The sequence below is a fragment of the Pseudomonas sp. TE3911 genome, assembly GCF_054062775.1.
On record NZ_JBSSFP010000001.1, the window covers coordinates 3413069 to 3439911 of the forward strand.

General features: G+C 59.8%; 19 protein-coding genes and 1 pseudogene. 11 read left to right on the forward strand and 9 right to left on the reverse strand.

Annotated elements, in window-relative coordinates:
- Nucleotides 1-17: 17 nt before the first annotated feature.
- On the forward strand, nt 18-1253 hold the full coding sequence (gene codA / locus ACVWXD_RS15335) for a cytosine deaminase (protein WP_457371162.1): 1236 nt from the start codon (nt 18-20) through the stop codon (nt 1251-1253).
- A gap of 9 nt (nt 1254-1262) precedes the next feature.
- On the opposite strand, the pseudogene ACVWXD_RS15340 reads toward codA, so the two are convergent.
- The 5 genes and pseudogenes from ACVWXD_RS15340 to ACVWXD_RS15360 all read right to left on the reverse strand — a co-directional run bounded on the left by ACVWXD_RS15340 (nt 1263) and on the right by ACVWXD_RS15360 (nt 8339).
- A pseudogene (locus ACVWXD_RS15340) lies at nt 1263-3412 on the reverse strand (lipase family protein).
- 14 nt (nt 3413-3426) lie between these two features.
- Nucleotides 3427-4200 (reverse strand): hypothetical protein, encoded by a 774-nt coding sequence (locus ACVWXD_RS15345; RefSeq protein ID WP_401383754.1) that lies wholly within the window; start codon nt 4198-4200, stop codon nt 3427-3429.
- Complete coding sequence (locus ACVWXD_RS15350; protein ID WP_457371163.1) at nt 4193-5029, reverse strand: DUF4123 domain-containing protein; 837 nt, start codon at nt 5027-5029, stop codon at nt 4193-4195. Before ACVWXD_RS15350 ends, ACVWXD_RS15345 begins: the two co-directional genes overlap by 8 nt.
- Nucleotides 5029-7047 carry a type VI secretion system Vgr family protein gene (locus ACVWXD_RS15355; RefSeq protein WP_457371164.1) on the reverse strand — a complete coding sequence of 673 codons (2019 nt, stop codon included), beginning with the start codon at nt 7045-7047 and terminating at the stop codon, nt 5029-5031. The genes ACVWXD_RS15350 and ACVWXD_RS15355 overlap by 1 nt, the downstream gene beginning before the upstream one ends.
- Nucleotides 7048-7352: 305 nt before the next feature.
- Nucleotides 7353-8339, reverse strand: coding sequence for a diaminopimelate epimerase (locus ACVWXD_RS15360; RefSeq protein ID WP_457371165.1), 987 nt, complete (start codon nt 8337-8339; stop codon nt 7353-7355).
- 349 nt (nt 8340-8688) lie between these two features.
- On the opposite strand from ACVWXD_RS15360, the gene ACVWXD_RS15365 reads away from it, so the two are divergent.
- Entirely contained in the window at nt 8689-9840 is a 1152-nt protein-coding gene (locus ACVWXD_RS15365) for an MFS transporter (RefSeq protein ID WP_032886723.1), read from the forward strand.
- 4 nt (nt 9841-9844) lie between these two features.
- Here the strand turns inward: ACVWXD_RS15365 and ACVWXD_RS15370 are convergent, their stop codons facing one another.
- Nucleotides 9845-10762, reverse strand: coding sequence for a type III secretion protein (locus tag ACVWXD_RS15370; RefSeq protein ID WP_177434325.1), 918 nt, complete (start codon nt 10760-10762; stop codon nt 9845-9847).
- A gap of 605 nt (nt 10763-11367) precedes the next feature.
- Entirely contained in the window at nt 11368-12420 is a 1053-nt protein-coding gene (locus tag ACVWXD_RS15375; RefSeq protein ID WP_178075189.1) for a type III secretion effector protein, read from the reverse strand.
- Nucleotides 12421-12928: 508 nt separating this feature from the next.
- Between ACVWXD_RS15375 and ACVWXD_RS15380 the strand changes: the two genes are divergently transcribed.
- From ACVWXD_RS15380 to ACVWXD_RS15390, 3 genes are all read left to right on the forward strand, one after another.
- Nucleotides 12929-13729, forward strand: a complete 801-nt coding sequence (locus tag ACVWXD_RS15380; protein ID WP_032888248.1) for a glucose 1-dehydrogenase — start codon at nt 12929-12931, stop codon at nt 13727-13729.
- Complete coding sequence (locus ACVWXD_RS15385; protein WP_181644471.1) at nt 13722-15563, forward strand: glycoside hydrolase family 15 protein; 1842 nt, start codon at nt 13722-13724, stop codon at nt 15561-15563. Before ACVWXD_RS15380 ends, ACVWXD_RS15385 begins: the two co-directional genes overlap by 8 nt.
- 271 nt (nt 15564-15834) lie before the next feature.
- Nucleotides 15835-16740, forward strand: a complete 906-nt coding sequence (locus ACVWXD_RS15390; RefSeq protein WP_457371166.1) for an alpha/beta fold hydrolase — start codon at nt 15835-15837, stop codon at nt 16738-16740.
- Nucleotides 16741-16888: 148 nt separating this feature from the next.
- On the opposite strand, the gene ACVWXD_RS15395 is transcribed toward ACVWXD_RS15390, so the two are convergent.
- Entirely contained in the window at nt 16889-17857 is a 969-nt protein-coding gene (locus ACVWXD_RS15395) for a GlxA family transcriptional regulator (protein ID WP_457371167.1), read from the reverse strand.
- Between the two features lie 90 nt (nt 17858-17947).
- Between ACVWXD_RS15395 and inhA the strand changes: the two genes are divergently transcribed.
- Nucleotides 17948-18628, forward strand: a complete 681-nt coding sequence (inhA, locus tag ACVWXD_RS15400) for an isonitrile hydratase (protein WP_457371168.1) — start codon at nt 17948-17950, stop codon at nt 18626-18628.
- A 50-nt stretch (nt 18629-18678) separates the two neighbouring features.
- Here the strand turns inward: inhA and ACVWXD_RS15405 are convergent, their stop codons facing one another.
- On the reverse strand, nt 18679-19308 hold the full coding sequence (locus ACVWXD_RS15405; protein WP_032888237.1) for a LysE family translocator: 630 nt from the start codon (nt 19306-19308) through the stop codon (nt 18679-18681).
- 158 nt (nt 19309-19466) lie between these two features.
- On the opposite strand from ACVWXD_RS15405, the gene ACVWXD_RS15410 reads away from it, so the two are divergent.
- The 5 genes from ACVWXD_RS15410 to ACVWXD_RS15430 all read left to right on the forward strand — a co-directional run bounded on the left by ACVWXD_RS15410 (nt 19467) and on the right by ACVWXD_RS15430 (nt 26842).
- Nucleotides 19467-19982 (forward strand): sigma-70 family RNA polymerase sigma factor, encoded by a 516-nt coding sequence (locus ACVWXD_RS15410; protein ID WP_032888235.1) that lies wholly within the window; start codon nt 19467-19469, stop codon nt 19980-19982.
- Nucleotides 19969-20919 carry a FecR domain-containing protein gene (locus ACVWXD_RS15415; RefSeq protein WP_032888233.1) on the forward strand — a complete coding sequence of 317 codons (951 nt, stop codon included), beginning with the start codon at nt 19969-19971 and terminating at the stop codon, nt 20917-20919. The genes ACVWXD_RS15410 and ACVWXD_RS15415 overlap by 14 nt, the downstream gene beginning before the upstream one ends.
- 105 nt (nt 20920-21024) lie before the next feature.
- A complete protein-coding gene (locus ACVWXD_RS15420; protein WP_457371169.1) occupies nt 21025-23511 on the forward strand; it encodes a TonB-dependent siderophore receptor in 2487 nt (828 codons plus the stop codon).
- A gap of 431 nt (nt 23512-23942) precedes the next feature.
- Complete coding sequence (locus tag ACVWXD_RS15425; protein ID WP_095186468.1) at nt 23943-25382, forward strand: undecaprenyl-phosphate glucose phosphotransferase; 1440 nt, start codon at nt 23943-23945, stop codon at nt 25380-25382.
- Nucleotides 25382-26842 carry a mannose-1-phosphate guanylyltransferase/mannose-6-phosphate isomerase gene (locus ACVWXD_RS15430; protein ID WP_099601520.1) on the forward strand — a complete coding sequence of 487 codons (1461 nt, stop codon included), beginning with the start codon at nt 25382-25384 and terminating at the stop codon, nt 26840-26842. Before ACVWXD_RS15425 ends, ACVWXD_RS15430 begins: the two co-directional genes overlap by 1 nt.
- Nucleotide 26843 lies beyond the last annotated feature (1 nt).

Sequence of the window (26843 nt, forward strand, 5' to 3'; positions counted from 1 at the left end):
CCAAGAGGAACTTGCCCATGCACATCATCAACGCCCGCCTGCGCAACCGTGAAGGCCTGCATGATCTGCACCTGGAAAACGGCCGGATCGCCAGCATCACCCCACAAGCGACTCCACCCGTCATGAAGGCTGGCGACCTGGATGCCGCTGGCAATCTGGTAATCCCGCCCTTCGTCGAACCCCATATCCACCTTGACGCCACTCTTACCGCTGGCGAACCACGTTGGAACATGAGCGGCACCCTGTTCGAAGGTATCGAGTGCTGGGGAGAACGCAAAGCCACCATCACCGAGGAAGACACCAGGACCCGTGCCAAGAAAACTATCCAGTCCCTTGCCGCCCACGGCATCCAGCACGTACGCACGCATGTCGACGTGACCGACCCCGACCTCACGGCGCTCAAGGCCATGCTGCAAGTGCGCGAAGAAAGCACGCACCTGATCGACCTGCAAATCGTCGCCTTCCCTCAAGAAGGCATCGAGTCGTACCGCAACGGCCGCGAGCTCATGGAAGAAGCCATCCGCCTGGGCGCCGACGTGATCGGCGGCATCCCCCACTTTGAATACACTCGCGACCAAGGCGTGAGTTCTGTGAAATTCCTGATGGACCTGGCAGAGCGCACCGGTTGCCTGGTGGACGTGCATTGCGACGAAACCGACGACCCCCATTCGCGCTTCCTCGAAGTGCTGGCCGAAGAAGCCCGCAGCCGCGGCATGGGCGCCCGCGTCACGGCCAGCCACACAACGGCCATGGGTTCCTACGACAATGCCTACTGCGCCAAGTTGTTCCGCCTGCTGGGCCACTCCGGTATCAGCTTCGTCTCGTGCCCGACCGAAAGCATCCACCTGCAAGGCCGCTTCGACAGTTTCCCGAAACGGCGAGGTGTCACGCGGGTCAACGAACTGCTCGAAGCGGGCATGAACGTGTGCTTCGGACAGGACTCCATCGTCGATCCCTGGTACCCGCTCGGCAACGGCAACATCCTGCGGGTGCTCGAAGCCGGTTTGCACATCTGCCACATGCTCGGCTACCGCAACCTGCAAAGCGCGCTCGACCTGGTGACCGACAACAGCGCCAAGGCCATGGCCCTGGGTGATCGCTACGGCCTTGAGCCTGGACGCCCAGCCAATTTGTTGATCCTCTCGGCGGACAGCGACTACGAGGTGATTCGCAGCCAAGGACTACCGCTGTACTCGATTCGCAACGGCAAGGTGTTGATGAAGCGCCAGCCCGCGCAGGTGGAGTTTATGTAAGCACGGGGATCATACGACTGAGTCGATATCCAGCGATTGCGCCCTCCCCAGCTCGCTTGGCGTGGCGGGAGGGATACTGGCGACCTGAGGCAGTGCCTGGTTTTCACGATGACGGAACCAGCGCTTCAGGCTCGGCGGCACCGCTGCAGAGTGGGCGTGGCTCCCGTAGATATCACGGGCATCGAGGCGACGCCAACGCAGGGTTTGCAGGCGTTCGCGACTGGTGTGCAGGCGGTCGATCTCTGCATTCAAGGGCTCGTGATATTCATAGGACCGTGCGTTGGTCGGGCGATGTCGGGTAAGTTCACGCCGCTTGTCTTGCAGTTGTTTGCGCATGGTCGCCAGGGCATGGTCGAGCAGTTCAAACTCGCGCTGGGTCACCAGAGGGCCGTTGCGATCCAAAGCTTGTTGCCAGCGCCGCAACGTCGCCCAGGCAGCAGGGATGTAGCTGGCGGTCATGAAGTGCTGTTTGTATTGCACCAGTTGCCTGATCAAACCTTCGCGGTCGGGCATGTCACCTCGCACTTGCAACGCTCGACTGTGACCAGCCTCTTCGATGGACTCACAACCAGGCTTCCACAATACCGACGAGTGCGTGCCATCCGGGAGCATGATCGGCATAAAGTGCTGCTGCTCGCCATGATGTTGGTAAGGGTTGCCGCCAATACGTATCAAGCCGGCTGCGAACAGCAGACCACCTGCGGTGGGCGCGCTGAATAGCGTGACGGCGCCAGGGATCCAGAGCTTGGCGGTGGTATTCATCCAGGGCGCAGGGACGCTGGGAACGGGGTCGTTGTGGTTGACGATGCGATGGTGGACCAGCGTGGATGCGCCGCGAGTGAACTCGGAGTCGGCGGCGCGGGGAGCGCCGTAGGTGTAAAGGAGGACGTTGTAATTGGCATCGGGAATTCGACGTAACCCTTCAGCCAGGAGCAACGCAATCGCGCCGCCCAGGCTGTGGCCACAAATCACAATGCGCTGGCCGGTGTGAAACTGATCAAGGTAGCGTAGTACGAAATCACGCACCGCTTGGTATGCCAGATAAAACCCTTCATGCGCCTTGCCAACACCCTCCGCGAAAAGCACCTGGTGGGCGTTGGCATCTCGCAACCCATCAGCTGAACTGGCAGTGCCTCGCACCGCTATCAGAATTACCTCATCGTGGTGAGTGATGAACGCCTGGGTATCAGTGCCGCCTTTTTCGTCATCGAAGAAATGCAAGCGCGCGGGGTGTTCCTGTTCATCCCCCAGTTCCGGGCGATTCTGTGGGTATAACGCAGGATCAAAGGGCAGGATTTCGAAGCGCCTGGAGTACGGGACTTCCTCATAGAGTGGATAGAAACGCTGCGTTTGCTCCGGATCAACTCTCCACGCTTCCTGATGCCCTGAAAGCTGCTCGGCAAATAGATTTCCGACACTTGGGTCTAGCGGAAAACGCACTTCATCCTGGGGTTTCTCCGGCGGCACCTGACCGAAGTTGCAATAACTCAGTGATGCAAACAATGCCAACTGGTACAGGTTCAAGGCACAGAAATCGTCTTGAGTGGAAAGCATTGGGCGCAGGGCTCGAAGCGGGCGTACTTCGAGAACGGTGTGGTTGTTGGGGAAGAGCACGACCCCGAACAAGGCTGGCTGAGGTGGACCGAAGCCGAGGTCTGCCATCATTTTTAGGGCGTGGCGTTGGGGGCGATGAGTACGAGGAGCTATCGGAGGTAAGTGGGCGACATGGCGAACGAGATCGCGCACCTCGACTTGATAAAACCTATTGGCATGCTGTTTCGCGGGATTGTTTTCGATACGGCGACCGTCAGCCGCAGCAAATCGGGTTTGTTCTGCACGAAATTGGAGATCGGTGATGGGAAGCTTATAGGTAGGACGTATCATTAGCCGCTGATACGGTAGATCTACTCCAGAATACAAATCGTCAAAAACAAGAACCACAGGGCCGCAATACACATCTCCTAGTTTGGCGAAACCTTCCCCATTCAGCCGGCCTTTGTATTGCTGTCCAGTACTGTCGTGGACAGTGTAGGACAGACCGCCATACGTCACTCCAACCCCAAGTTCATCTACTAGACAGAAACTTACCCAATGCCCTCGCAATGAGCAGGCGGGCTTATTGTCACTAAAAAAGGTTGCTTCCTTGCGTCCAAACTCATGAGCTTTCTCCTTGCTACTTGCACGATGGATAAACATCACAGATGCGGCCATCCGGCATTTTAATCGGCTTAAAGTTGGTCGTATCACCATTGCAAAAGGCGTCCAGATCTTCGAAGCTTTTCCCCCTACACCGCTTCCAGCCACCAGGAACGGCAACCCAGCTATCGTCAAAAGCCGGCTGTTCCTCCTCCGTTAAAGTCAGCACCACCCTAAGCGTTTTACCCGGTAGCTCATCGCGCTGTGCAACACCCCCTGCGGGCGCTTTTTGCAGTTGACCTGCCGCGTCCAGTGAACGGCATTGCAGAATCTTCCTGATCCCATGAAGAGGGCCTACCGTTCGAAACCACCACTGACATTGACCCTGCAGCTCCTGAACACCGGATTCAGGCATCCGGGGCGAATCCAGGCGATCGATAATGGAAATACCCGCAATATCCCCCCCAACATCCCCATCCCGTTTCCCCCATTTCGCATAAAAATCAAACTCGACGCCACGCAACACCAGCGGGCATCCCTCCACCGTTTCAGTTAGCGGCAATTGATAACTCACCCGACTGGCCGCAGGTTTGTATTCGGTAAAAAAGACCTTCCGCTCTGGCCGCTTGCCTCGACGCCTTGGCAAGGTGCAAGTCTCACCCGTGGCGGGCCTGTAGTTGGCGGCTGTTTTAAGTTTAAATTCCGGTGGTAGATCCACCTGCAGCGTAAAGCTTTCGACCGGCTTTACCGCACACCCCGAAAGCCCTGCCATCCCCAGCGCCAGCAGCACACCCAAGATCCGCCTACTCATCGTTTTTCTCCATCGAGCGCCACAGCTGCAACGTCCGCTGGAAATGATCTTCAGGGGTTTCTCCGACGGTTGGCTGCCATGGAATCACACTGGCGCGACTGGCCTCTTCCAACCGTCGCACTACCAGAAACTCCAACTGCTCCGGCTGGTTCCATTGCCAGGCCCGAGCCTGTTCGAGTACCTGGGTCAGCCATACCCTGGGGTCTTGGAATTCGACCAGCGCTGCCAGACTTTCACTGTGCTCCGCCAGCAGGTAACGCAGGATATTGGCGTGCAAAATGGCGTGGGCATTTGGGTTAGGTATGTTCAGCCAAGGGGCTGGATCGGGCACCGTATAATCACCGGGAGCAGGGTTACTGCCATAGTGCCAACGGTCTTCGTGCCAGTAACACACACTGATCAGCGGACCTAGGAATGCTGGCCATTGCTCAACCTTCAGGCAGTTGAGTGCACGCGCCAGCGTACGATTATCGTGAAATCGGTACAGCGCCTGGTGCCCCTCGGGCCCGACCAGCAGCCGGTCGCGCCAATGCCGCGTCACGTCCGTGAGGTCCACGTTTGGCAAACTGCCCAACCACCCCCAATTCATCTCCGGCTTTTGTAGAAGATCGAGCAGCGCGGGCTCGCCAACCTGATCCAGCAACAGGATCAAGGGGCCAGCCGTGGCGATTTCCGCCAGCGGGGTTTGTGCGTAGAGGCTGCAATAGTCTGGAAAGCCTCGCGCTGCCAACATCGGCTGGCGGGCTGCGTTACTGCCTTCAAGTATCAAGCACAGCCTGCGCCCTGCCTGCAGCTGCTGGCTCATCCATTGGTTTGGAAGGTTGTCCATCAGGCAGCCCTCTCACTGATATCGCACAGGCCTTCGCGGCAGCGTTCGCACACTGGACAGAAGTCCGCGCCCAGTTGCTTGGCCAAGTGCATGATGACGCCCTGGACAACGGAGACTTCAGGGGCTGTAGCAACCGACACAGAACTCGCCGACCCGGTCGCGGACGGTGTGCCACCGAGGGTAATGGGCCGACTACTGAAAATACCTCCCGCCTGGATCACCAGGTGCTCTCCGCCCGCCTTGAAGCTCAGGTGTGCGCCGGCGTCGATCACCAAGCTGGCACCGGCCTTGAGATGCACCTCTTGGCCAGCTTCGATCACGAGGGTCTGCCGGACATACGTCTGGCTATCGCCCTGCACGTCCAGGTGGTCGCTGGCTTTGAGAACAACCTTACGATCACCCGTGACATGACGATGCTCCTCACTTTCCAGGTGAACCGTGCTTAACCCTCGAATGATTTCCCGTCGCTCCCCATCCACTTCCAAGCGAGCGTCATGGCCCACCTGTTGCTCAAAATCCCGTTGAGCCCGAACGTAGATGAGCTCCTCGCCACGACGATCTTCGAGGTGCAACTCGTTGGAACCTTCACCGCCCAGGGTGCTGCGAGTGCGCAAGACACTGCGGGTCTTGTGTTGCGGCAAAGGATAGGTAGGCATGTGCAACGCATTCGGCAGGCAACCGTGGATCAACGGCTGGTCCGGGTCTCCTTCAAGGAAGGTCACCAGCACTTCCATGCCCACCCGTGGGAGCATCGTTGCGCCAAACCCATCACCGGCCCATCCTGACGCCACTCGCACCCAACAACTGCTTTTGTCATCGGTCTTGTCCAACCGGTCCCAATGAAATCGCACTTTCACCCGGCCGTATGCATCGCAATGCACCTCCTCACCGGAAGGCCCGGTGACCGTTGCGGTCTGGGTCCCGTTGATGGTCGGCTTGGGGTGTTTGAGGGGCGGTCGATGCGTCGCACTCCAGGGTGTCGCCGTGAAGCGATTGCGATACCCCTGAAATGTACCCACTTCCTCAGCCGCTTCCTCCAGCACCTGGGGTTGATAACCCTCGTGCCGGACCGAAGTGATTAACCAAAGGTCATTGCAGAGCGGATCTGGATATTCCTGCAATTCAAGGAAATGCCCACTGCGCAATACCGGCTGGTCGCTCTTGCCCAGCGCGCGAAAACGGTCGCGTTGATGGCGCTCCAAGCCTCTGCGAGCCAGGCGCGAACCCCGTGCATGACCGCTAAAACCTGCTGGATAACAGTAGTCTTCAAGGGTTTGCGCTGCGGTCGAGCCTGCGGTGGTCTGTAAGCGCAAGGAGGGATGTTCAAAGTCATGATCGCGGCGCACCGTTTGCCCACTGCGGGTGCCCAGGCGCACATCGAAACGCTGGATAACCAGCGTATCAGCCTGCGGCCCGCCGGCAGGTGAATAACGTTGCACGGGCAAGCGGCGGAATACGGTCTGGTCATCGCCAAATACCAACACATGCGCGCCCTCGCTGTGACGGAAGTGGTAATGAATGCCCTCCTCTTCACACAGCCGCTGGATGAAATGCAGGTCGGTTTCCGCGTATTGCACACAGAACGTACGAGGCGGATACACCACCGGCCCCAGCTCAAAGGCATAGCTGTCGGCCAGAATGCCGTGGTGCTCAAGGACTGTCGCGATGATCTGGGGAACGCTGCGCTGCTGGAAAATCCGCTGGTCGCGCCGATGACCAAGGTAGGCGAGGCGCGGCGCCAACGTCAGGTGATAGCGGGTGAGCCGCCGGCCAGGATCATCGCGGCCAATTGCGTAAATCTGACCATGCAATCCTGTATCCGTGTCGCCGAACGCCAGGTATGCAGGCTGGTGAAGCAAAGCCTCCAGATCCAGTGAAGGATTTTCGCTGACCACCTGCACCTGAATAAAAAATGGTTGATCAACGACCTCCTGGCCTTTGAACGCCAACACTTGAAAGTCACTTTTAATACCTGGAAGGATCAAATTGAAACGTGACGAAAAAAACGCACTAACCATCCGTTGTTACCCGCCAAATCTATTTATTACCGTACTGAAATACTTCCCCCGTCAAACGTAGAAAAGTTACCGAGAGAAAGCGCCTGAACGCCATGAAGCTTAGCGATTTCAGGAAAAAATCGACCTCGGAAAAATAAAAGAGAAGTTTCGTACAACGAAGATTGAAGGGTCTTTTACAAGATATTAATTCTATTCAACCAAACACTTCTTAAAGACAAGAAATGCCCTACACCAACTTTCGTCTAATCAATTAATTGATCGTGAAACAGCTGACACCCCCTTGGGCATCAGCGATTCAAAAAGCTTTACGCCTGAGGCCGCGCGGTCCCGAACAGACTGACGCTCTGCAGTGTGTCGTTCTGCGTATGCAGGCGGACCGGCGCAGTGCCACCAGGCATCACCACGGCGACTTCACCGCCCTCAACCCAACCCACTCGCCAAGCCGCACAGGCCACGGCACTGGCGCTGGTTCCGGAGGACGCCGTAGGGCCTTCTCCCCGTTCGAACACCCGGGCAATCACTCGGTTGCGGGAGTGCCTGGCGACCCATTGCAAATTGATCCCGGCCAAACAGGGGCGACCGCTGCCAGCCGGAGGGGCGAAGGCTATCGCCTGCAAGCGTTCATACAACGCGGGTTGCTGCATCTGTAGGTTATCCGGCAAAGCTGACACCTGATCGACCAAGGTCACACAATGAGGGTTACCTACACGCACAAACTGACTGTGTGCCCACCGCGGATCGATCGCCGCCAACACCCTCACGTAACTCAGTTCAGTGCCGGCCAGAATTGTCTGCTCCACCTCTTGCGCACCAACGGCTGACGGCCCAAATCCAGGCAAACCCAAGGCCAGCCAAAATCCCGAGAGGTGCTCGTAGACGGCAGGCTCGACACGAGTCACCACCGGCGACACTGCATCAGGCTTGTCATGATGCACTCGCAATTCACACGCCTCAGTCATCAAGCCCTGGTCAGTGAGGGCCTGGGCGAAAATCGTCAACCCATTGCCACTGCGCTCAGCCAGGGAGCCGTCGGTGTTCACGATCAATAGGTCAAACGGCGGTTCGGTCTGGAACGGGCCAACCAACAAACCATCACAGCGGTGGGGCTTGGCATTGATGGGACGCGGCGTCGAATTCCAATCGCATTCAGACGTTATGGCTCGGGTTGCCCAACGCTCGCGAGCACGCACGGCTTGCGCGGCGCTGTCGGGCACCTCAATGCCCTGGTTTCGTAAAAAAGCCGGGCTGGTCACGCCATAAATATTGCCTCGTGCGTCATAGAACAGGGTCATGGTGCTAGTCGCCTTCCAATTTTCATCGGTTCGTCCGCTCACTTGCCTACAGACTGGGCAAGCAGCGTATTACACAACATAGCGTTTGTGGGAGGCGGCCTGGAAGGTGGTAATCCACCACGAGAAACCCGGGGTTCACCGGTTCCCACAGGGATTACGCACCTTCCAGGCCGCCTCCTACGAGCTCAACACCTCCTGTTGTGGCTACCGACATCCATAGGGTTCCCGGTTTGTAAAAATTAACCTGAGTACAGGTCATCTCCGGGGAACCCGGCTCGCCCCCCAAGGCCCGATGTGCAAGGATGTCGCGTCGGACACCGTTCGTTGAACGCAAAACCAAGGATTTTTCATGACTGCCATTCCCACCTCCGCGCCCGTGATCCCCGGGCGGTTGGAGCAGATGTCGACACGTATTGCATTTTTTATCGCCGGCTTCGGCATTGCTGCGTGGGCGCCGCTGGTGCCGTACGCCAAGGCTCGTGCAGAACTGAGTGAGGGCACCTTGGGTCTGCTGCTGTTGTGCCTGGGGGTGGGGTCTATCATCGCCATGCCGGCCGCCGGCGCATTGGCATCGCGCTATGGTTGCCGACGCGTGCTGAGCGCCGGCACGATCATGATCTGCCTGGCCCTGCCCATGCTGGCCACGGTCAGCTCGATACCGTTACTGATCGCCGCGTTGTTCCTGTTTGGCGCGGGCTTGGGCACTGTGGACTCCACGGTGAACCTGCAAGCCGTGATTGTTGAGCGGGCCAGTGGCAAAACAATGATGTCGGGCTTCCATGGTTTGTTCAGCCTGGGAGGTATTGTCGGCGCGGCGGGGGTTGCCGGGTTATTGGGACTGGGGCTGTCGCCTCTCCAAGCGACCCTGGTGGTGATCGTCATCATGGCGGTGGCGCTGCTCAAGGCCGGTCCGCATTTGCTGCCCTACGGCAGTGAAAGTTCGGGCCCGGCATTTGCTGTTCCCCACGGCGTGGTGCTGTTTATCGGCTGTCTGTGCTTTATCGTGTTTTTGGCCGAAGGCGCCGTGCTTGACTGGAGCGCGGTGTTCCTCAGTGCCGAACGCGGACTTGACGAAGCCTACGCTGGCCTGGGTTACGCAGCGTTCGCCCTGACCATGACCGCCGGCCGTTTGACGGGTGATGCCATCGTACGGCGCCTGGGCGCTACGCGGGTGATCGTGATCGGGGGCGCACTGGCCACCGCCGGCATGTTGCTGGCGACGCTGCTTCCTGCCTGGGAAACCGCTCTGCTGGGCTACGCATTGGTAGGCGCCGGGTGTTCGAATATCGTACCGGTGCTGTATACCGCCGTCGGTAAACAGACAGTGATGCCAGAGCACATCGCCGTGCCCGCCATCACTACCCTGGGGTATGCCGGGATTCTTGCCGGTCCCGCCGTGATCGGTTTCATCGCGCATGGCAGCAGCCTGAGCAGCGCCTTCGTGCTGATCGCATTGTTGCTTGCGGGTGTGTCCCTCAGCGGCAAAATTCTCAAGGTGTAAACCATCAGCGCGCCTTGCGAGCTTCGTCTTGTTCCAGCCAACGATCGAGACTTTTGTTGCTGAGCCAGCCTTCCTTTTGAGGAGGCCCAAATAGTCGCGTTCCGTTCGCGCGCTCCAGTGAAGGCAGTAACCCTGGCCGCTCTAGAATGTTCTTTGCGGTGTAGACGCAAAGCTCGCTGTACTTGGGCCTGGGCATGCCGGTGGACGGCTCCAGCACTGGGATACCCTGCGGGTCAACGGCATACGGGTCCTGCATGACCGCCTTGAGTGTGGCGATTTCGACGTACTGGTGCTGCTCAAACAGAAACGTCCGGTCCTGGGATTTGTCTCTCAGTTGCTCGAAGTGGCCCTGCAGGGCCTGCACCACCTGGGTGTTACTCTGGGCATGGAACGGATCCTGGCTGAACACGCTCGGAGAACTATTGCCCTGCAATGTTTGGGCGGCGGCCCTGAGACTGTCACGAGTAATATCACCGTCGCGGCTCAAGATCGCGTCATTCAATCGCGGTCGCTTCAGAATTTCACTGACCACCTGAATCGTTCGGTCCAACTCCTCGTGTTGACCCGTACGTTCAGCGGCAACGCGCCGCAATGACGACCAGGTCAAACGTCCTTCGTTCAGGAATGGGTGCAGCCTGCCAAAATCTTTCTCCAGGGCCGTTGCTAATTGGCTGTCCGTGGACGCCACCCCGGGAGGCGAAAGATTGGCGCGCGTCACTGACAGGTTCTGCAGCGCTCGGTGATGCAGCACCGACAATGTACCGCGCAACGGCAATCGCCCGCGCGACGCGTTTTCCGGATGCGCTGGGCGAGCGTCATTCCAGGTTTCAGCGTGGGTGAGCGACGCTGGCGCTGTGGGTCTTGAAACCATCCCGTCCAGTGCCAGAGGCCCACCATGAGGTAGTACACCCTCGATTTTCATGGGTTTTCTCCAACTTTTTTCCGATCCCTGCCTGTACGGTGATCGCCCCCTTGGCGGCCGAAATCATCGAATGGATTCCACTCAGGCAAGCACCTCATGTGTGGCTGGACGAATACGACAGTTCCTTACGACCAATGAATTCCAATGACAGCATGTAAAAACCCACGAACGCGCCTTTACCGACTCCACCAGGCCGTCAGGTAACTCATCAGCCTGGAGTGTTTAAGTGGCTTGGTGTTATCACTAGAGGCGTGGTTGGACTTGAGCAGTCCCCTGCAAAAATCTTCCTCTACGGGCGCCTGGAATTTGTGCTGACCTGCGAATGTCCTCATGCGCCTGGCTTCGACAGCATGCGCAGTCTGCAGGGCCAGGGACTCTTGCGTCGCTATGTCGCCTTTGGACAGAGTTGAGTCGCCATCATGAGAATCACGAAACAACTCATGACAGCTGGGTTGAGATGAGTGAAACGAGGTTGACGTCATTTGCTAGCCCTCCACTTGGAATTTGAAAGACGGTGCATATGACCTATGTGGTAAATCGGCGTAAACAGTTCCTGACACAATTGAAGCAGACGCCGTCATTCAATAACGGCGTCTGAGTTTCGGTTAACGGGAAAGCTGGTAGAGCGCTTGCCAGCTGATGCGACCGTCGTTATCACGGCCCGCGAGATTGTCCATTTTCTTCAACACGTCACTGCGTCTGAGAATTTCCTGGGCAAGCTGGACAAGGTGATCCTTGGAAGAATCGCCCGTCTGAGACTGTGACGCCAACCGCCTGAGGTCATGGAAGCTCAATTCCCCGGCCCTGGGATTACTTTTCAACTCGTTGAAGTGCTTAAGCATTTCCCCGGCCAACTCCTTGTCGCTCTTGTATTTGAAGTAATTTTCTCCCTTGATTACAGCATTCACATTTTGCCGATTGATCAGGCCATCCAACGCACCGGTGGAGGTATTCCGGTCAAGGGCGCTCATCAGTTCTGGACGACGTAGCAACTCATTGGCCAGGCGAATGTTCGCGTTCGTGACGGGATCGGGAGACCAGCCTTTTTTGGCCATCGCATGGATACTATCAACGCTTATATACCCAGGGTTATTGCGGTCCCTGAAGGCGTTGAAGTTGTCGCTCAACTGCTGCGCCAACTGTTCGTTGTTTTTCAACGAGTACTGCGGATCAGGCCTGCATGGAGGCATCGGATAGGGTCTGCAGGGGGTGGGGTTGGGTCGTGGGGGTGGATTGCTACAGCCAGGATTTGGCCTCGGCGGCGGATTACTGCAACCAGGGTTTGGCCTTGGTGGCGGATTGCTGCAGCCTGGGTTTGGCCTCGGTGGTGGATTGCTGCAACCGGGAAAGGGTGGTCGATAGCCGGAAAAACAATGGCCTACCCAGTGTTTGAAAGAGGTCACGAAATTCGACGTGGCCGGCGCGCTGTAAGAAGGCTCCATACGTTCAAAAGGGTTCTGACGGGCCGGCAACGACTGGCGATCGCCGAATACCGGCCCGCCCTGGCTCTCCGGCGACAGGAACCTGACGTTCGCAGCCGCGTTGCCGTTCGGGGCGGGCACCTGCCGTTCGGCGTTGCCTTGAGGCGCAACATTGTCCTGCGAACGAGCAGAGGTTGATGAAGCAGCAGCGTGTGTATCGGACATCGATACCGACATAAGTTTTCTCCATTGCGGTGGGCGCGATCTTCAGCTTGTCGCTCCAACGTAACGTCGAAGCCCATCAGCTTTCCCATGCGTGGTGCTTTCGTCGGTACCGGTTCCTGTGTCAGCCGCAATATGCGCTGCATGGATGTAAGAAATAGCCAAAAAAATCAAAGCCCCTCGCTGAGCTGCGACTTTTCCCAAACGATATGGGTTAGAACCCGACGCTGGCCTGTAAAAAGAACGTACACGGCTAGCCCAGGTACAACCCCGCAGTGTTGTCGCTGGAGCGGGTGTAGTGCTGCTGGTCGAACTCATAGTGGTGTTCTGAGTTCTCAGTGCGCCACACGTCGAAACGCTTGCGCTCGATTGCGCGCGGTTTGATACGGATACGTCGATATAAGCACCCGCACAACAACCAGTGTGAGTCGGCTCAATTTCTCCCAGCTACCACACGGATGAACTTCCGTTGCGCGCCATCAGTCAGCTAATTGAACTCATGAATTAATAGGCTGGGTGGGCAATGCACATCTCGTTAGAGCAACAAGTAGCACTGGTGACGGGCGCCAGTTCTGGAATCGGTGCTGGTGCGGCCAAGGCTCTGGCTCAGGCCGGGGCTGCCGTGGTGCTGAACTACAACCGCCAGGCCGCCCCCGCCGAAGCGCTGGCGGCGCAGATCAACGCCGACGGCGGGCGGGCGATTGCCATTGGCGCCGACGTGTCCAAAGAGGCCGATGTAGAACGGCTGTTTGCCCAGACCCTCGATGCGTTTGGCCACTTGGATATCCTGGTGGCCAACTCCGGCATGCAGAAGGACGCTGCCGTGGTCGACATGACCCTCGACGATTGGAACAGCGTGATCGGCGTCAACCTCACCGGCCAGTTCCTCTGTGCCCGCGCTGCCCTGCGTATCTTCAACCGCCAGGGCATCCGTGAAGGTGTGTCCCGGGCGGCGGGCAAAATCATCCATATGAGCTCGGTGCACCAACTGATCCCTTGGGCCGGGCATGTGAATTACGCCGCGTCCAAAGGCGGCGTGGAAATGCTGATGCGCAGCCTTGCCCAAGAGGTCAGCGAGCAGCGCATCCGCATCAATGGGATTGCGCCAGGGGCGATTCGGACGGCGATCAACCGCGCAGCCACCGAAGGCGCGGCGGAAAAAGAACTGCTCAAATTGATCCCGTATGGCCGGGTCGGCGATGTGGAAGACGTCGCCAACGCCGTGGTCTGGCTGGCCAGCGATGCCTCCGACTATGTGGTCGGCAGTACCTTGTTCATTGACGGCGGCATGAGCCTATATCCGGAGTTTCGTGACAATGGTTGATTTGAAAAAGGTTGATTTGAAAAACGAACCACAGAGCGCCATTGACGCCCACGGCATCATCGGCGATATGCGCAGCGCGGCACTGGTTAACGATAAAGGCAGCATCGATTTTTTCTGCTGGCCGGAATTCGACAGCCCCTCGATCTTTTGCTCGCTGCTCGACACCCCCGATGCCGGTATCTTCCAACTCGCCCCGGATTTGCCCAACGCCCGCCGCGAGCAGATCTACCTGCCCGACACCAACGTGCTGCAAACCCGCTGGCTCAGCGATGAAGCCGTGGTGGAAATCACGGACCTGCTGACCATCAGCGAAGAAGCCGATGACCTGCCACTCTTGATCCGCCGGGTACGCGTGGTCAGCGGCCAAGCTAACATTCACCTGCGCTGCGCCGTGCGCCATGACTACGCACGCACGCCAACCGCCGCCTCCCTCGATAACGGCACCGTGTGCTTCAGCGCCGACGGCCAGCCTGGCCTGCGTTTGTCCAGCAGCCATCCACTGCAACTCGAAGACAACACTGCCGTGGCGAGCTTTACCCTGACTCAGGAAGAAGGCGCCGAATTTGTCCTCGGCGGCCAAAACGATGAACGCGTCGACAGCAGCTGTACCGACTTGGCGCTGGCCCACACGTTGAAGTTCTGGCGTGGCTGGATCGCCCAATCGAACTACCGTGGGCGCTGGCGCGAAATGGTCAACCGCTCGGCCCTGGCGCTGAAGCTGTTGACCTCGCGCAAACACGGCGCAATTATCGCCGCCGCCACCTTCGGGCTGCCGGAAGCACCCGGCGGCGAGCGCAACTGGGACTACCGTTACACTTGGATCCGTGACGCCTCGTTTACCGTCTATGCCTTTATGCGCTTGGGCTTCATCGACGAAGCCAATGCTTACATGCGTTGGCTCAAAGGACGCGTCAGCGACTGCTGCGGCAAGCCGACCAAAATCAACATCCTCTACGGCATCGACGGTCGTCAGGAGCTGCCAGAAACCGAGCTGGACCACTTCAGCGGCCACGGTGGCGCCCGGCCGGTGCGCATCGGCAATGAGGCCGTCGACCAGATCCAGCTGGATATTTATGGCGAGTTGATGGACGCGGTGTACTTGGTCAACAAGTACGGCGAAGCCATCTCCCACGAGGGTTGGAAACACACCGTGGAAGTCGCCGATCAGGTCTGCGAAATCTGGAACCAGAAAGATGTGGGCATCTGGGAAATGCGCGGTGAGCAGCACCACTTTCTGCATTCCCGATTGATGTGCTGGGTGGCCCTGGACCGTGCGATCCGCCTGGCCTCCAAACGCTCGCTGCCGGCGCCGTTCGCACGCTGGGACCAGACGCGCCAGGCGATCTACGCCGACATCTGGAGCAACTTCTGGAACGAAGAACGCGGGCACTTTGTACAGCACATCGGCAGCACGGCGCTGGATGGTTCGATGCTGCTGATGCCGCTGGTGCGCTTCGTCGCCGCCACCGACCCGCGCTGGTTGAGCACCCTGGAAGCGATCCAGAAAAGCCTGGTGCGCGACGGCATGGTCTACCGCTATCGCAACGACGACAGCCAGATCGACGGCCTGCAAGGCACCGAAGGCGCATTCACCGCCTGCTCGTTCTGGTACGTCGAATGCCTGGCCCGCGCCGGCCAGGTGGAAAAGGCCCACCTGGAATTCGAACAACTGCTGCGCTACGCCAACCCACTGGGGTTGTATGCCGAAGAGTTCGACAGCCAGGCGCGGCATCTGGGCAATACGCCCCAAGCGTTGAGCCATTTGGCCCTGATCAGCGCGGCGACATTCCTGGACCGTAAATTGAGTGGGGAGAAAACGGTATGGCAACCTTGAGAGGTAACCGGTAAGGCACTGACTCACTGCGGTCCAAATAGCGGTCTGTGCTCTACAAAAATGCAAAGGCTGACACATACTGCTGTGGCGAACAGGCTTGCCCCGCGCTGGGTGGCGAAACCGGCCCAATCAAAACGCCGCATTCTGCCTGACAGAACGCGGCGCCTGATTTTGGGGCCGCGTCGCAGCCCAGCGCGGGGCAAGGCCGCTCACCACAAGGGCCTTGCTTCCCTTCAAATGTGCTAACGCTGGCCAACCACGGAGCCCAACCATGACCCTGACCGCCCCATTGCTACACGCGCAAACCTCCATGCTCGACATCGCCTATGAAGCCCGCGGCCCTGCCGACGGTGAGCCGGTGATCCTGCTGCATGGTTTCCCTTACGACCCGCGCGCTTACGACGCCATTGCCCCGGTGCTCGCCGGGCGCGGCTGCCGGGTGTTGGTGCCGTACCTGCGCGGTTATGGCCCCACGCGTTTTATCAACGCGCAGGTAATGCGTTCCGGGCAACAGGCCGCGTTAGCCAAGGATCTGCTGGAGTTCATGGATACGCTGGGTATCGCGCAAGCCACGCTGGCGGGTTATGACTGGGGTGGGCGCGCCGCGTGTATCGTCGCCGCGCTGTGGCCGCAGCGGGTGCGCGGGCTGGTGACCGGGGATGGCTACAACATCCAGAACATCGCCAAGTCGCTCAAGCCTCGGGCGCCGGTGACGGAGCATCGGTTGTGGTACCAGTATTACTTTCACACCCAGCGCGGTGTGGACGGGTTGACCGCCAACCGTCGCGAGCTCTGCCAATTGCTATGGGCGCTGTGGTCGCCGTCATGGGCCGAGGGGCCGGACCTGTATGGGCAGACGGCGCCGTCCTTCGATAACCCGGACTTTGTCGAGGTGGTGATTCACTCTTACCGCCACCGTTTCATGTATGCGCCCGGCGATCCGGCGCTGGAAGCCATCGAGCAGGCGTTGGCGATGCAACCGGCGATCTCGGTCCCGAGCATCTCGTTGTGCGGTGCCGATGACGGCGTAGGCCCACCGCCGGAAGAGGACGATGACGTGGAGCACTTCAGCGGTTTTTACCGACGTCAGGTGTTGCCCGGCGTGGGCCACAATATTCCCCAGGAAGCACCGCAGGCGACCCTGTCAGCGATCATCGAGCTACTCGATAGGGCTTAAGGCACTGCGGCAATCCTGAAGCTGAACACGCTGCCCTGCCCCTCCTCGCTCTCAGCTCGGAGGGCGCCGCCGTAGGCTTCGATAAAAACCCCGCCCGCTGTGGGTGGGAGGCCAACATAGCACCTTGGTTCAACGGTGTACTTTTCGTTCAGGCCAGTGCGCAAAAGCGTTCGCGGTAGGCCTGGGGCGTGACCGACAAGGCCCGCAAAAAGCTGCGGCGCAGGGTTTCTTCACTGCCAAAACCGCACTGCACGGCGATACGTTTGATTGACGCATTGCTGTCTGCCAATTGCCGGCGGGCGGTTTCGACGCGGATCAGCTCGACGGCGCGCGCTGGGGTTTGCCCGGTTTCGGCGCGGTAGTGGCGCACAAAGCTGCGCTCGCTCATGCCGGCCTGGGCGGCCAGGGTCGGGATGTTCAATTCCAAAGTGAGGTTTTCGGCCATCCAGGCGTGGAGTTCTGCGAAGCGGCTGTCGCCCTTTTGCAGGGACAGTGTCACGCTGAACTGCGATTGGCCGCCGGGGCGCTTGAGAAACACCACCAGGTGCCGCGCCACTTCCAGCGCTACCGCGCCGCCGAAATCTTCTTCCACCAAGGCCAGGCAAAGGTCGATGCCGGCGGTGACACCGGCCGACGTCCACACGGCGCCCTGCTGGATGAAGATCGGATTGGACTCCACCGTCAGCGAAGGAAACCGGCGCGCCAATTCCTCGCAGCGCGTCCAGTGAGTCGCCACGCGACAGCCATCGAGCATGCCGCTGGCGGCCAGCAAAAATGCGCCCGTGCACACCGAGGTCATGCGTCGGGTATGCCGGGCCTTTTCCCGAACCCAGTCCACCAGCGCCAAGTCTTCGGAGGCGCCATAAACGCCCCAGCCGCCAGCGATTACCAAGGTATCGCAAGGCGCATCGACGGCGGGCAGCGGTTCGGCTACCAGGGCCAGCCCGGCAGAGGTCATCACCGGCGCGCTTTGAGCAGCGATCACTGAGACCGCATAAGGCAGCGGCAGGCCGCGCTGGCGGGCCAAGTCATTGGCGGAAGCGAACACCTGCAACGGCCCGGTCACGTCAAGCACTTGGGCGTTATCGAAAGCGAGGACGTGGACAATTCTGGGCATGATTGGCGTAATTCGTGGGGTCAATGGCGTATTCGCCAAAGCCTAGGCCTCTAGAGTGAAGCCGTCCACCTCTTTATCGGAGCATCCTTGATGACCTTGCAGATCGGCTTTGTGTTGTTTCCCGGCATCCAGCAACTGGACCTGACCGGCCCCTATGACGTGCTGGGTTCTCTGCCGGACGTGAAATTGCACCTGGTGTGGAAAGACCTGGCGCCGGTCACCTCCAGCACTGGGTTGGTGTTTACACCGACCACCACCTACGCCGACTGCCCCAATCTGGATGTGCTCTGCGTGCCCGGCGGTTCCGGCGTGGGTGCGCTGATGGAAGACCCGGCCACCCTGGATTTCCTCAAGACCCAGGCCCAGACCGCACGCTATGTGACCTCGGTGTGCACCGGCTCGCTGGTACTCGGCGCGGCGGGTCTGCTGCGCGGCCGCAAGGCCACCACCCACTGGGCCTACCACGACATGCTCGCCCCGCTCGGTGCTATCCCGGTGCAGGAGCGCGTAGTGCGTGACGGCAACCTGTTTACAGGGGGTGGAATCACCGCGGGGATCGACTTCGCGCTGGTGCTGGCGGCCGAGTTATACAGCGAAGCGGCGGCGCAACTGGTGCAGTTGCAGATCGAATATGCACCGGCACCGCCGTTTGATTCGGGCAGCCCGCAGACGGCGCCTGCGCATGTGCTGGAAGAGGCGAAGAAGCGCACGCTGGAATCGCGCAAGGTGCGCGGTGAGATCACCGCACGGGCGGCGGCGCGGTTGGGCTGACATGGACGCGCGCCGCTAGCTCTGCCTGGCGTGCTCCCCGCCACCCAAGATCAGTTGGGACGAGACATCACCGCCAGGCGCACCGCCAGCAGCATCAGTACCGTCGCCAGGCCCCACTTCTGTAGCCAGGCGCTGTTCGAACGCCTGGCAAAGAACCGGCTGAGCGCCCCGCCAAAACACCCCAGCAGTACGTGAAATACACCGGCAATCACGGTCAGCACCCCGCCGAGCACCATCAGCTGCATGGCAATGGGCCCGGCCTCGGGCCTTACGAACTGCGGCAGGAATACCAGAAAAAACAGCAACGCCTTAGGGTTGAGCAAGCTGTTGAGCATCGCCTGCCAACAGACTTGGCCCAAGGCCACGCGGTTGATGTGAGCCATGTCCAGGCCAGGGCTTTTCTGCAAGGTCTTGAACACCAGCCACAGCAGGTAGATCACTCCCGCATAGCGGATCACATCAAAGGATGGCGGCCAACTGGCGACCAGCGCCGTCACCCCGCTGGCGGTCAATACCGTCAGCAGCAGGTCCGCCACACAGATGCCCAACGCCGACGCCATTGCTCCGCGCCAGCCGTGGGTCACGCCATGGCTGATGACAAAAGCCATGTTCGGCCCCGGTGATAGCAACAACAGCACCACGGCACCGGAAAATATCGCCAGGGTCGCCACGTCGATCATGCTCAGCCCTCCACCAGGAAAGCCCGCAGACTAATCGGCGCGCTTTGGGCAAACAAAAAATTGTGCTGGATACATTGCTTGCCAGTGATTGCTCAACGCCACGACCAACGTCTAGAATGCGAAACATTATCAATTAAGACTGCTGCGCCAGGATGCCCATGTCGAGCGATCACCCACTGGACCATGCCGCCATCGGCCAGCTGTACCATGCCCATCATTCGTGGTTGCGCGGCTGGTTGAGTCGGCGCACCGGTTGCCGTGAGCATGCCGCCGACCTGGCCCAGGAAACCTTCGTGCGCCTGCTCAATGCGCGCAAGCAGCAGACGGTGCAGCAGCCGCGCGCGTACCTGAGCAGCATCGCGCGCAGCCTGATGATCGACCAGTACCGGCGCCGTGAACTGGAGCGTGCCTACCTCGAAAGCCTCGCGCATTTTCCGCAGGCTGAAGTGCCGTCGGAGGAAACCCGGCGGCTGATCCTCGACAGCCTCGAACGTATCGACCGCCTGCTCGACCAACTCAAGCCGCGCGTGCGCGAAGCGTTCCTGTTAGCCCAACTTGATGGCCTGACCTGCGCCCAGATCGCCCTGCGTCTGGGCGTGTCCAAAGCGACCGTGGAGCGCGACCTGTCCAAGGCGCTGCACGCCTGTTATCGGTTGCGTTATGCCGAACTATGACCCGCGCCTCGTAGACCAGGCCATCCAGTGGATGATCACGCTGCGCTTCAACACAGCCGACGACGCCAGCACCGCCGCATTTGACCGCTGGCTGCACACCAGCGCCGAACACCAGCAAGTGTGGCAGCGGGTGGCGACGATGAATGACGACTTCAGCCAACTACCGGCCCAGGTCGGGCGCCATGCCCTGCGGGGTGCGCGCCAACGCATCAGCCGTCGTGATGGCTTGAAACTGCTCGGGCTGATGGCCGGCGCAGCCGGTTTGACCTGGCTTGGCCGCGACTACACGCCGCTGCCGGCCCTGATGGCCGATTACCGTACCGTCACCGGCGAACGACGCTGGGTGGCGCTGAACGATGGCAGCAACATCCAGCTCAACAGCGCCAGCGCTTTCGATACGGCGTTCAATCAAGAGCGGCGCCTGGTGCACCTGCGTCAGGGTGAAATCCTGGTCAATACCGGCGTCGACAGCCGACCTTTCTGGGTGCAGACCCGCGACGGTTACTTGCGCGCCATTGGCACCCGCTTCCTGGTACGCGAAGACGCCCAAGGCACATTGCTCGCCGTGCAACAGGGCAGCGTGGCGCTGTTTGCCGACCGTCACGACACCCACGCACAGCAGTTGATAAAGCCGGGCGAACAGGTGCTGTTCGACCGCAATGGCATCCGCCCTCCCCTCGCCAATGGACTCGACCCTTGGGCTTGGAGCGATGGCGTGATCAGCGCCCACAACATGCGCCTGGATGACTTCCTCGCCGAGCTGGGGCGCTATCGAAACGGCCTGCTGCGGTGCAGCGAAGCGGTCGCCGGGATGCGCGTGTCGGGCACCTATCAGTTGGACGATACCGATCAAGTGCTCAGCCTGGTGGCGCATTCACTCAAGGTCGACGTCACCTACCGCAGCCGTTATTGGGTGACTGTTTCACCCCGTGTATAACCCTTCAAAAATAAATGAGGTGAATTCGCATTACCGCTCGACCTGTTAGGAAAGGCCGATCAACAGGCCGGTTCTGTTCACTTCCTTCAGGAGCATCCCGCGGTCATGCAAGCGTTCCCCTCCCAACGTTCCCCCCTAAAGCGCGCAGCGCAGGCCGCTTTGCTCGGCGCCTGCCTGAGTGGCGCGGCTGTGCCATTGGCCGTGATGGCTCAAACCCCAGCCAGTGACATCCAGGCCCGCGACTGGCATATCGCCGCCGGCTCCCTGGCCGATGCGCTGGACCAGTTCGCCCGTCAGGCCAGTATCAGCCTGTCGTATGACGCCACTAGCGTCGCCGGCAAGGCCAGCCCAGGCCTCAACGGCCGCTTCGACCCTCAACAGGCCCTCGGCCAGTTGTTGCGAGGCCAAGGCCTGGAAGCCCAGCGCCAGGGCAACAACACGTGGTTGCTGCTGCCCGAAGTGGCCGAAACCGGCGCTCTGAACCTGGGCGCCACGATGGTCACTGGCGAGCGCTTGGGCGTCATCACCGACGGCACCGGTTCGTACACCACCGGCGCAGTGACCATCGGCAAAGGCGAACACAGCCTCAGGGAAACGCCGCAGTCGGTCAGTGTGCTGACCCGCCAACTCATGGATGACCAGAACCTCACCACCATCGACGATGTGATGGAACGCACGCCGGGGATCACCACCTACGAGTCGCCCATGGGCGGCAAGTACTTCTATTCCCGTGGTTTCAAGATGCTCGGCCAGTACCAGTACGACGGCGTGCCGTTGGACATGGGCAAAGACTACGTACAAGCCGACAGTTTCAGCGCCAACATGGCGATCTACGACCGAGTGGAAGTGCTCAAGGGCGCGGCCGGGATGCTCAAGGGCGCCGGCACCGCCAGCGGCGCGGTGAACTTCGTGCGCAAGCGACCCCAGGCCAATCCCACCAGCAGCCTGTCGTTGTCCGCCGGCACCTGGGACAACTACCGCGCCGACGTCGACACCGGCGGCCCGTTGAATGACAGCGGTACTATTCGCGGCCGCGCAGCGATCAGCCAGCAGGAGCGCGGCTCTTACATGGACATCCAGAAGCGCCAGGACCAAGCGTTCTACGGCGCGCTGGACATCGACCTCAGCCCCGAAACCACCCTGGGCGTCGGCGCCAGTTACGAAGACGTGGACGCCACACCGTGCTGGGGCGGCCTGCCCCGCTACGCCGATGGCAAAAGCGCCAACCTCAGCCGCTCCACCTGTCTGGGCCAGTCCTGGAACGACTGGCAAAGCCGGCGTACCACGTTCTTTGCCGACTTGACCCATCAATTCAACGATGACTGGAAACTCAAGGTGTCGGCGGTGCACAGCCGCAATCTGCAAGACACCAAGTACGCTGCCAGCGAAGGCACGATCGCCTACGGTGATCCGGCACCCACGGCCGGTTCCTATGCCGCATTGATGGACTACAACCACAAGGACTTCGGCCTCGACGCCTACGTCGATGGCACGTTCGAAGCCTTCGGCCTGGAACATGAGTTGATCCTCGGCGCCAACGGCAGCCGTGGCACTCAGGACGATGTCTACGCGATCCAGAGCCTGGCCTTGCGCCAGAGCATCTACCAACCTAATCGTCACTTCCCGGAACCGGCCGACAGCACCTTCTGGCCGAACATGTACCGTGGCGGCACGGTCAAGGAGACCGCCACCCAATACGGCACCTATGCCACATTGCGCCTGCGCCTGGCCGAGCCGCTGATGTTAATCGTCGGCAGCCGCGTCAGTTGGTACGAAAACCGTCGCCAATCCTACAACCTGGCCTGGGGCGAATGGGCTTCGCAGGATGCACGCACTCGGGAAACCGGCGAAGTCACACCGTTTGCCGCGCTGATCTACGACCTCAATGAGCACCTGTCGGTGTACGCCAGCTATGCGGATATCTTCCAGCCGCAGAGTTCCTACGCTACCGTCGACGGCGCTGCGCTCAAGCCGAAGATCGGCGACAACTACGAGTTGGGCATCAAGGGCGAATGGTTCGACGGACGCCTCAACAGCTCCCTGGCGCTGTTCCGCGCCCTTGAGAAAAACGGCGCCGAATCCGACTACACCACCCAATGCGCGACCTCCGCCGATGGCTATTGCTACACCGACAAAGGCAAGGTGCGCGCCCAGGGCATAGAGGCCGAAATCAGTGGTGAAGTGCTGGAACGCCTACAGCTGTTCGGCGGCTATACCTACACCCAGACCAAGTCCCTGAGCAACATCGAAGTCGCGAAGGAAGGTGGCGTTTCCAACACCTACGTGCCCCGCCACATGCTGCGTTTGTGGGGCGATTACCAACTCGACGGCGAGCTATCGAAATGGAGCGTCGGCACTGGGGTCAACGCCCAGAGCAGCAACTATCGTGTGCAGACCATCAAGCTCGAACAGCCCGGTTACGCCACCTGGAATGCGCGCCTGGCCTACCGCGTGGATGACACCTGGACCGTAGCGCTCAACGGCAACAATCTGTTTGATAAAACCTACTACAACACCGTGGGTACCGCCTCTTGGGGAAACTTTTATGGCGAACCGCGTAATTTTTCGGTGAGTTTGAAAGGCAACTTCTAATCCCGCGAAAGCCCCAGTGGCAAGGCACTTAGTGCGCCTTGCCACGCCCTCTTTGTCCCCCTTTCCTACCTCGTTCATAAAAAGGTTTTCCCGTTAAGCAGGAAAAATCTCACATTTATTCCTACACTCAAAAACACACCCCATCACCGAGTGTTCGGACAAGGAATGTCAATAAAATGCCGATAAAAAGACTGATTAACCCATCTATCCTGCATGCCCCGCAACATCGTCAATCCGTTGACTAGCGCTATGAAGGAAACACTCCTTAAGTCACTACCCCCGCGAAAAGCATTCAAATGGATTTATTTTTTTGAATGGATAGTTGCGTATTACCCAGCGTAGCCGTAGTTCGAAGTGCCTTTAAAGCAACCCGTTGCTTTATTGAACAAACAATCGAACAAGCGCGACTGGAGTGCAATGAGGGATGTTTTATGCGAGAAAAGTCGTCCGTCGACAGTCTGTTTTTAACGCGTGCCGGTTTTGTTGAGTTCTTTGTTGTTTTCGTCAAATTCATACATGGCCTGAGCGCCATTTTGCCCCCGTTGGTCCTGGTGATTTTCATCGACCCGATGGACCCAGAGCTACGCGGTCATTTCCTCGGCCTATTGGTATTTTTCGCGGTCCTGACGATCATTCTGTTCCAGGCCCTGGGCATCTATTCCGAAGAGTTATTCAGCAACCGGCTGCGTCTGAAAACCAAAATCAAAGCCTGGTCGGCGGCGTTTTGCATCCTGCTGTTCATGTACCAGATCCTGCAGTTTTTCCCGCTATTGACCCCGCGCAACCTGGTGGCGTGGTACGTCGCCAGCCTCTGCTTGTTCTGCCTGGAACGCCTGCTGATGCTGCGCCTGTACCGCCACCTGATGCGCAAGGGCAAATACCTTCAACGCACGGTGATCCTGGGCTTTACCGACACCGCTGTGCATGTGGCCGACCACCTGCAACGCAACGGCGATATCCGTTCCGGGCTGATCGGTTTTATCGACGACCGCACTGAACGCATCCCCAAGGAATTGAGCCGCCTGCCCTTGCTGGGAAACACCCGTGACCTGGAAAAACTGATCCGCGCCGAGCAGGTCAACCAGGTGATGATCTGCCTGCCTTGGGCCGCCGAGCAGCGCATTCATGGGCTGGTCAATCGCCTGCGGCAGCTGTCGGTGAACGTGATGCTGGTGCCCGACATGGCCGCCTTGCGCTACGGCCACAGCAAAATCACCGACGTCGGCGGCATCCTGATGTTCAACACCTCGCAACTGCCGTTGCGCGGCTGGTCGCCGGTGATTAAGCGCTTGGAGGATTGCTTCCTCGCCAGCCTGGCGCTGGTGTGTCTGTCGCCGGTGATGGTGGTCACGGCGATTGCGATCAAACTCGATTCCAAGGGCCCGGTGCTGTTCCGCCAGAACCGTTACGGCTACAACGACAACGAAATCCGCGTCTTCAAGTTCCGCTCGATGTACACCGACCAGAGCGACTTCACCGCCGAACGCCAGACCACTCGCCAGGACCCACGCATCACTCGGGTGGGCCGCATCATCCGCAAGACCAGCATCGACGAGCTGCCGCAGTTGTTCAACGTGCTGCTGGGCAACATGTCGATGGTCGGCCCGCGCCCGCACGCCACGGCGACCAAGGCCGCCGGTGTCCCTTTCGAAGTGGCGGTGAGCGAGTACAGCTCGCGCCACCGCGTGAAGCCAGGCATCACCGGCTGGGCGCAGATCAATGGCTACCGGGGTGAAACCGACACGCTGTTCAAGATCCAGAAACGCGTCGAATACGACCTGGAGTACATCTCCAAATGGTCGGTGTGGTTTGACCTGTACATCGTCTTCATGACGGTCCCCGCCGTCCTTTCCACCAAGGAAGTCTATTGATGAATACCCTCAACGGATTAATTCCCTGCATCGTTTCCGGTGGTTCGGGTACACGGCTGTGGCCGGTGTCGCGACAGAACATGCCCAAGCCCTTCATGCGCATGCGTGACGGCCAGAGCCTGCTGCAAAAAACCTTTCAGCGCGCAGCCAAATTGCCTGGGGTGGAAAGCGTGCTGACGGTGACCAATCGCGACCTGCTGTTCCGCACCCTGGATGACTACCGGCCGGTCAACAACGCCCACCTGCCCCTGGACCTGTTGCTGGAACCGTTCGGCCGCAACACAGCGGCGGCCATCGCCGTGGCAGCGTTGCATGTGCAGGAACATTTCGGCGGCGACGCGCAGTTGCTGGTGATGCCCGCCGACCATTTAATCCTCAATGAAGCCGCGTTCGCCGAGGCCGTGACTCAGGCCCGCGACCTGGCCGAAGCCGGCTACCTGGTGACCTTCGGCATCCAGCCCGACCATGCGGAAACCGGCTTCGGCTACATCGAACAGGGCGAAAAACTGAGCCACGGTAACCGGGTAAAACGCTTCGTCGAGAAACCCGACCTGGCCACCGCCCAAGGCTACCTCGACGGCGGTAAGCACCTGTGGAATGCCGGCATGTTCTGCTTTAAGGCCAGCACCCTGGTAGATGAACTGGCCACCCATGCCCCGGACGTGCTGGACGCCGCACGCGCCGCGCTGGAGCGCAGCCAGAGCCTGCAAAACAAAACCTCGCGCCAGCGTGAATTGGACGCCGACGCCTTCGCCACTGCGCCGGATGTTTCCATCGATGTGGCACTGATGGAAAAGTCCAACCAAGTGGCCGTGGTGCCCTGTGACATTGGCTGGAGCGATATCGGCTCGTGGGAAGCCCTGCGCCAACTCACCCCCAGCGACGCCCAGGGCAACCAGGTCAATGGCGAAGCAATTTTGCATGACGTACACAACTGCTACATCGACTCACCCAAGCGCGTATTGGGCGCCGTGGGTGTGCGCGACCTGATCATTGTCGACACCCCCGACGCCTTGCTGATCGCCGACGCCCACCGCAGCCAGGACGTGCGCTACATCGTCGCCGAGCTCAAGCGCCAGAACCATCCGGCGTACAGCCTGCACCGCACCGTCACCCGGCCGTGGGGCACCTATACCGTGTTGGAGGAAAGCAGCCGCTTCAAGATCAAGCGCATCGTGGTCAAGCCCCAGGCGTCGTTGTCGCTGCAGATGCACCACCACCGCAGCGAGCACTGGGTGGTGGTCAGCGGCGCGGCGCAGATCACCAACGGCGAGCGGGAGTTCCTGATCAACGCCAACGAGTCCACCTACATTCCGGCCGGGCACAAACACCGGCTGACCAACCCCGGCATCATCGACCTGGTGATGATCGAGGTGCAGAGCGGCGAGTACCTGGGTGAAGACGACATCGTGCGCTTCGACGACATCTACGGCCGTGCGCCTGCCGACGTGAAAAAATGAC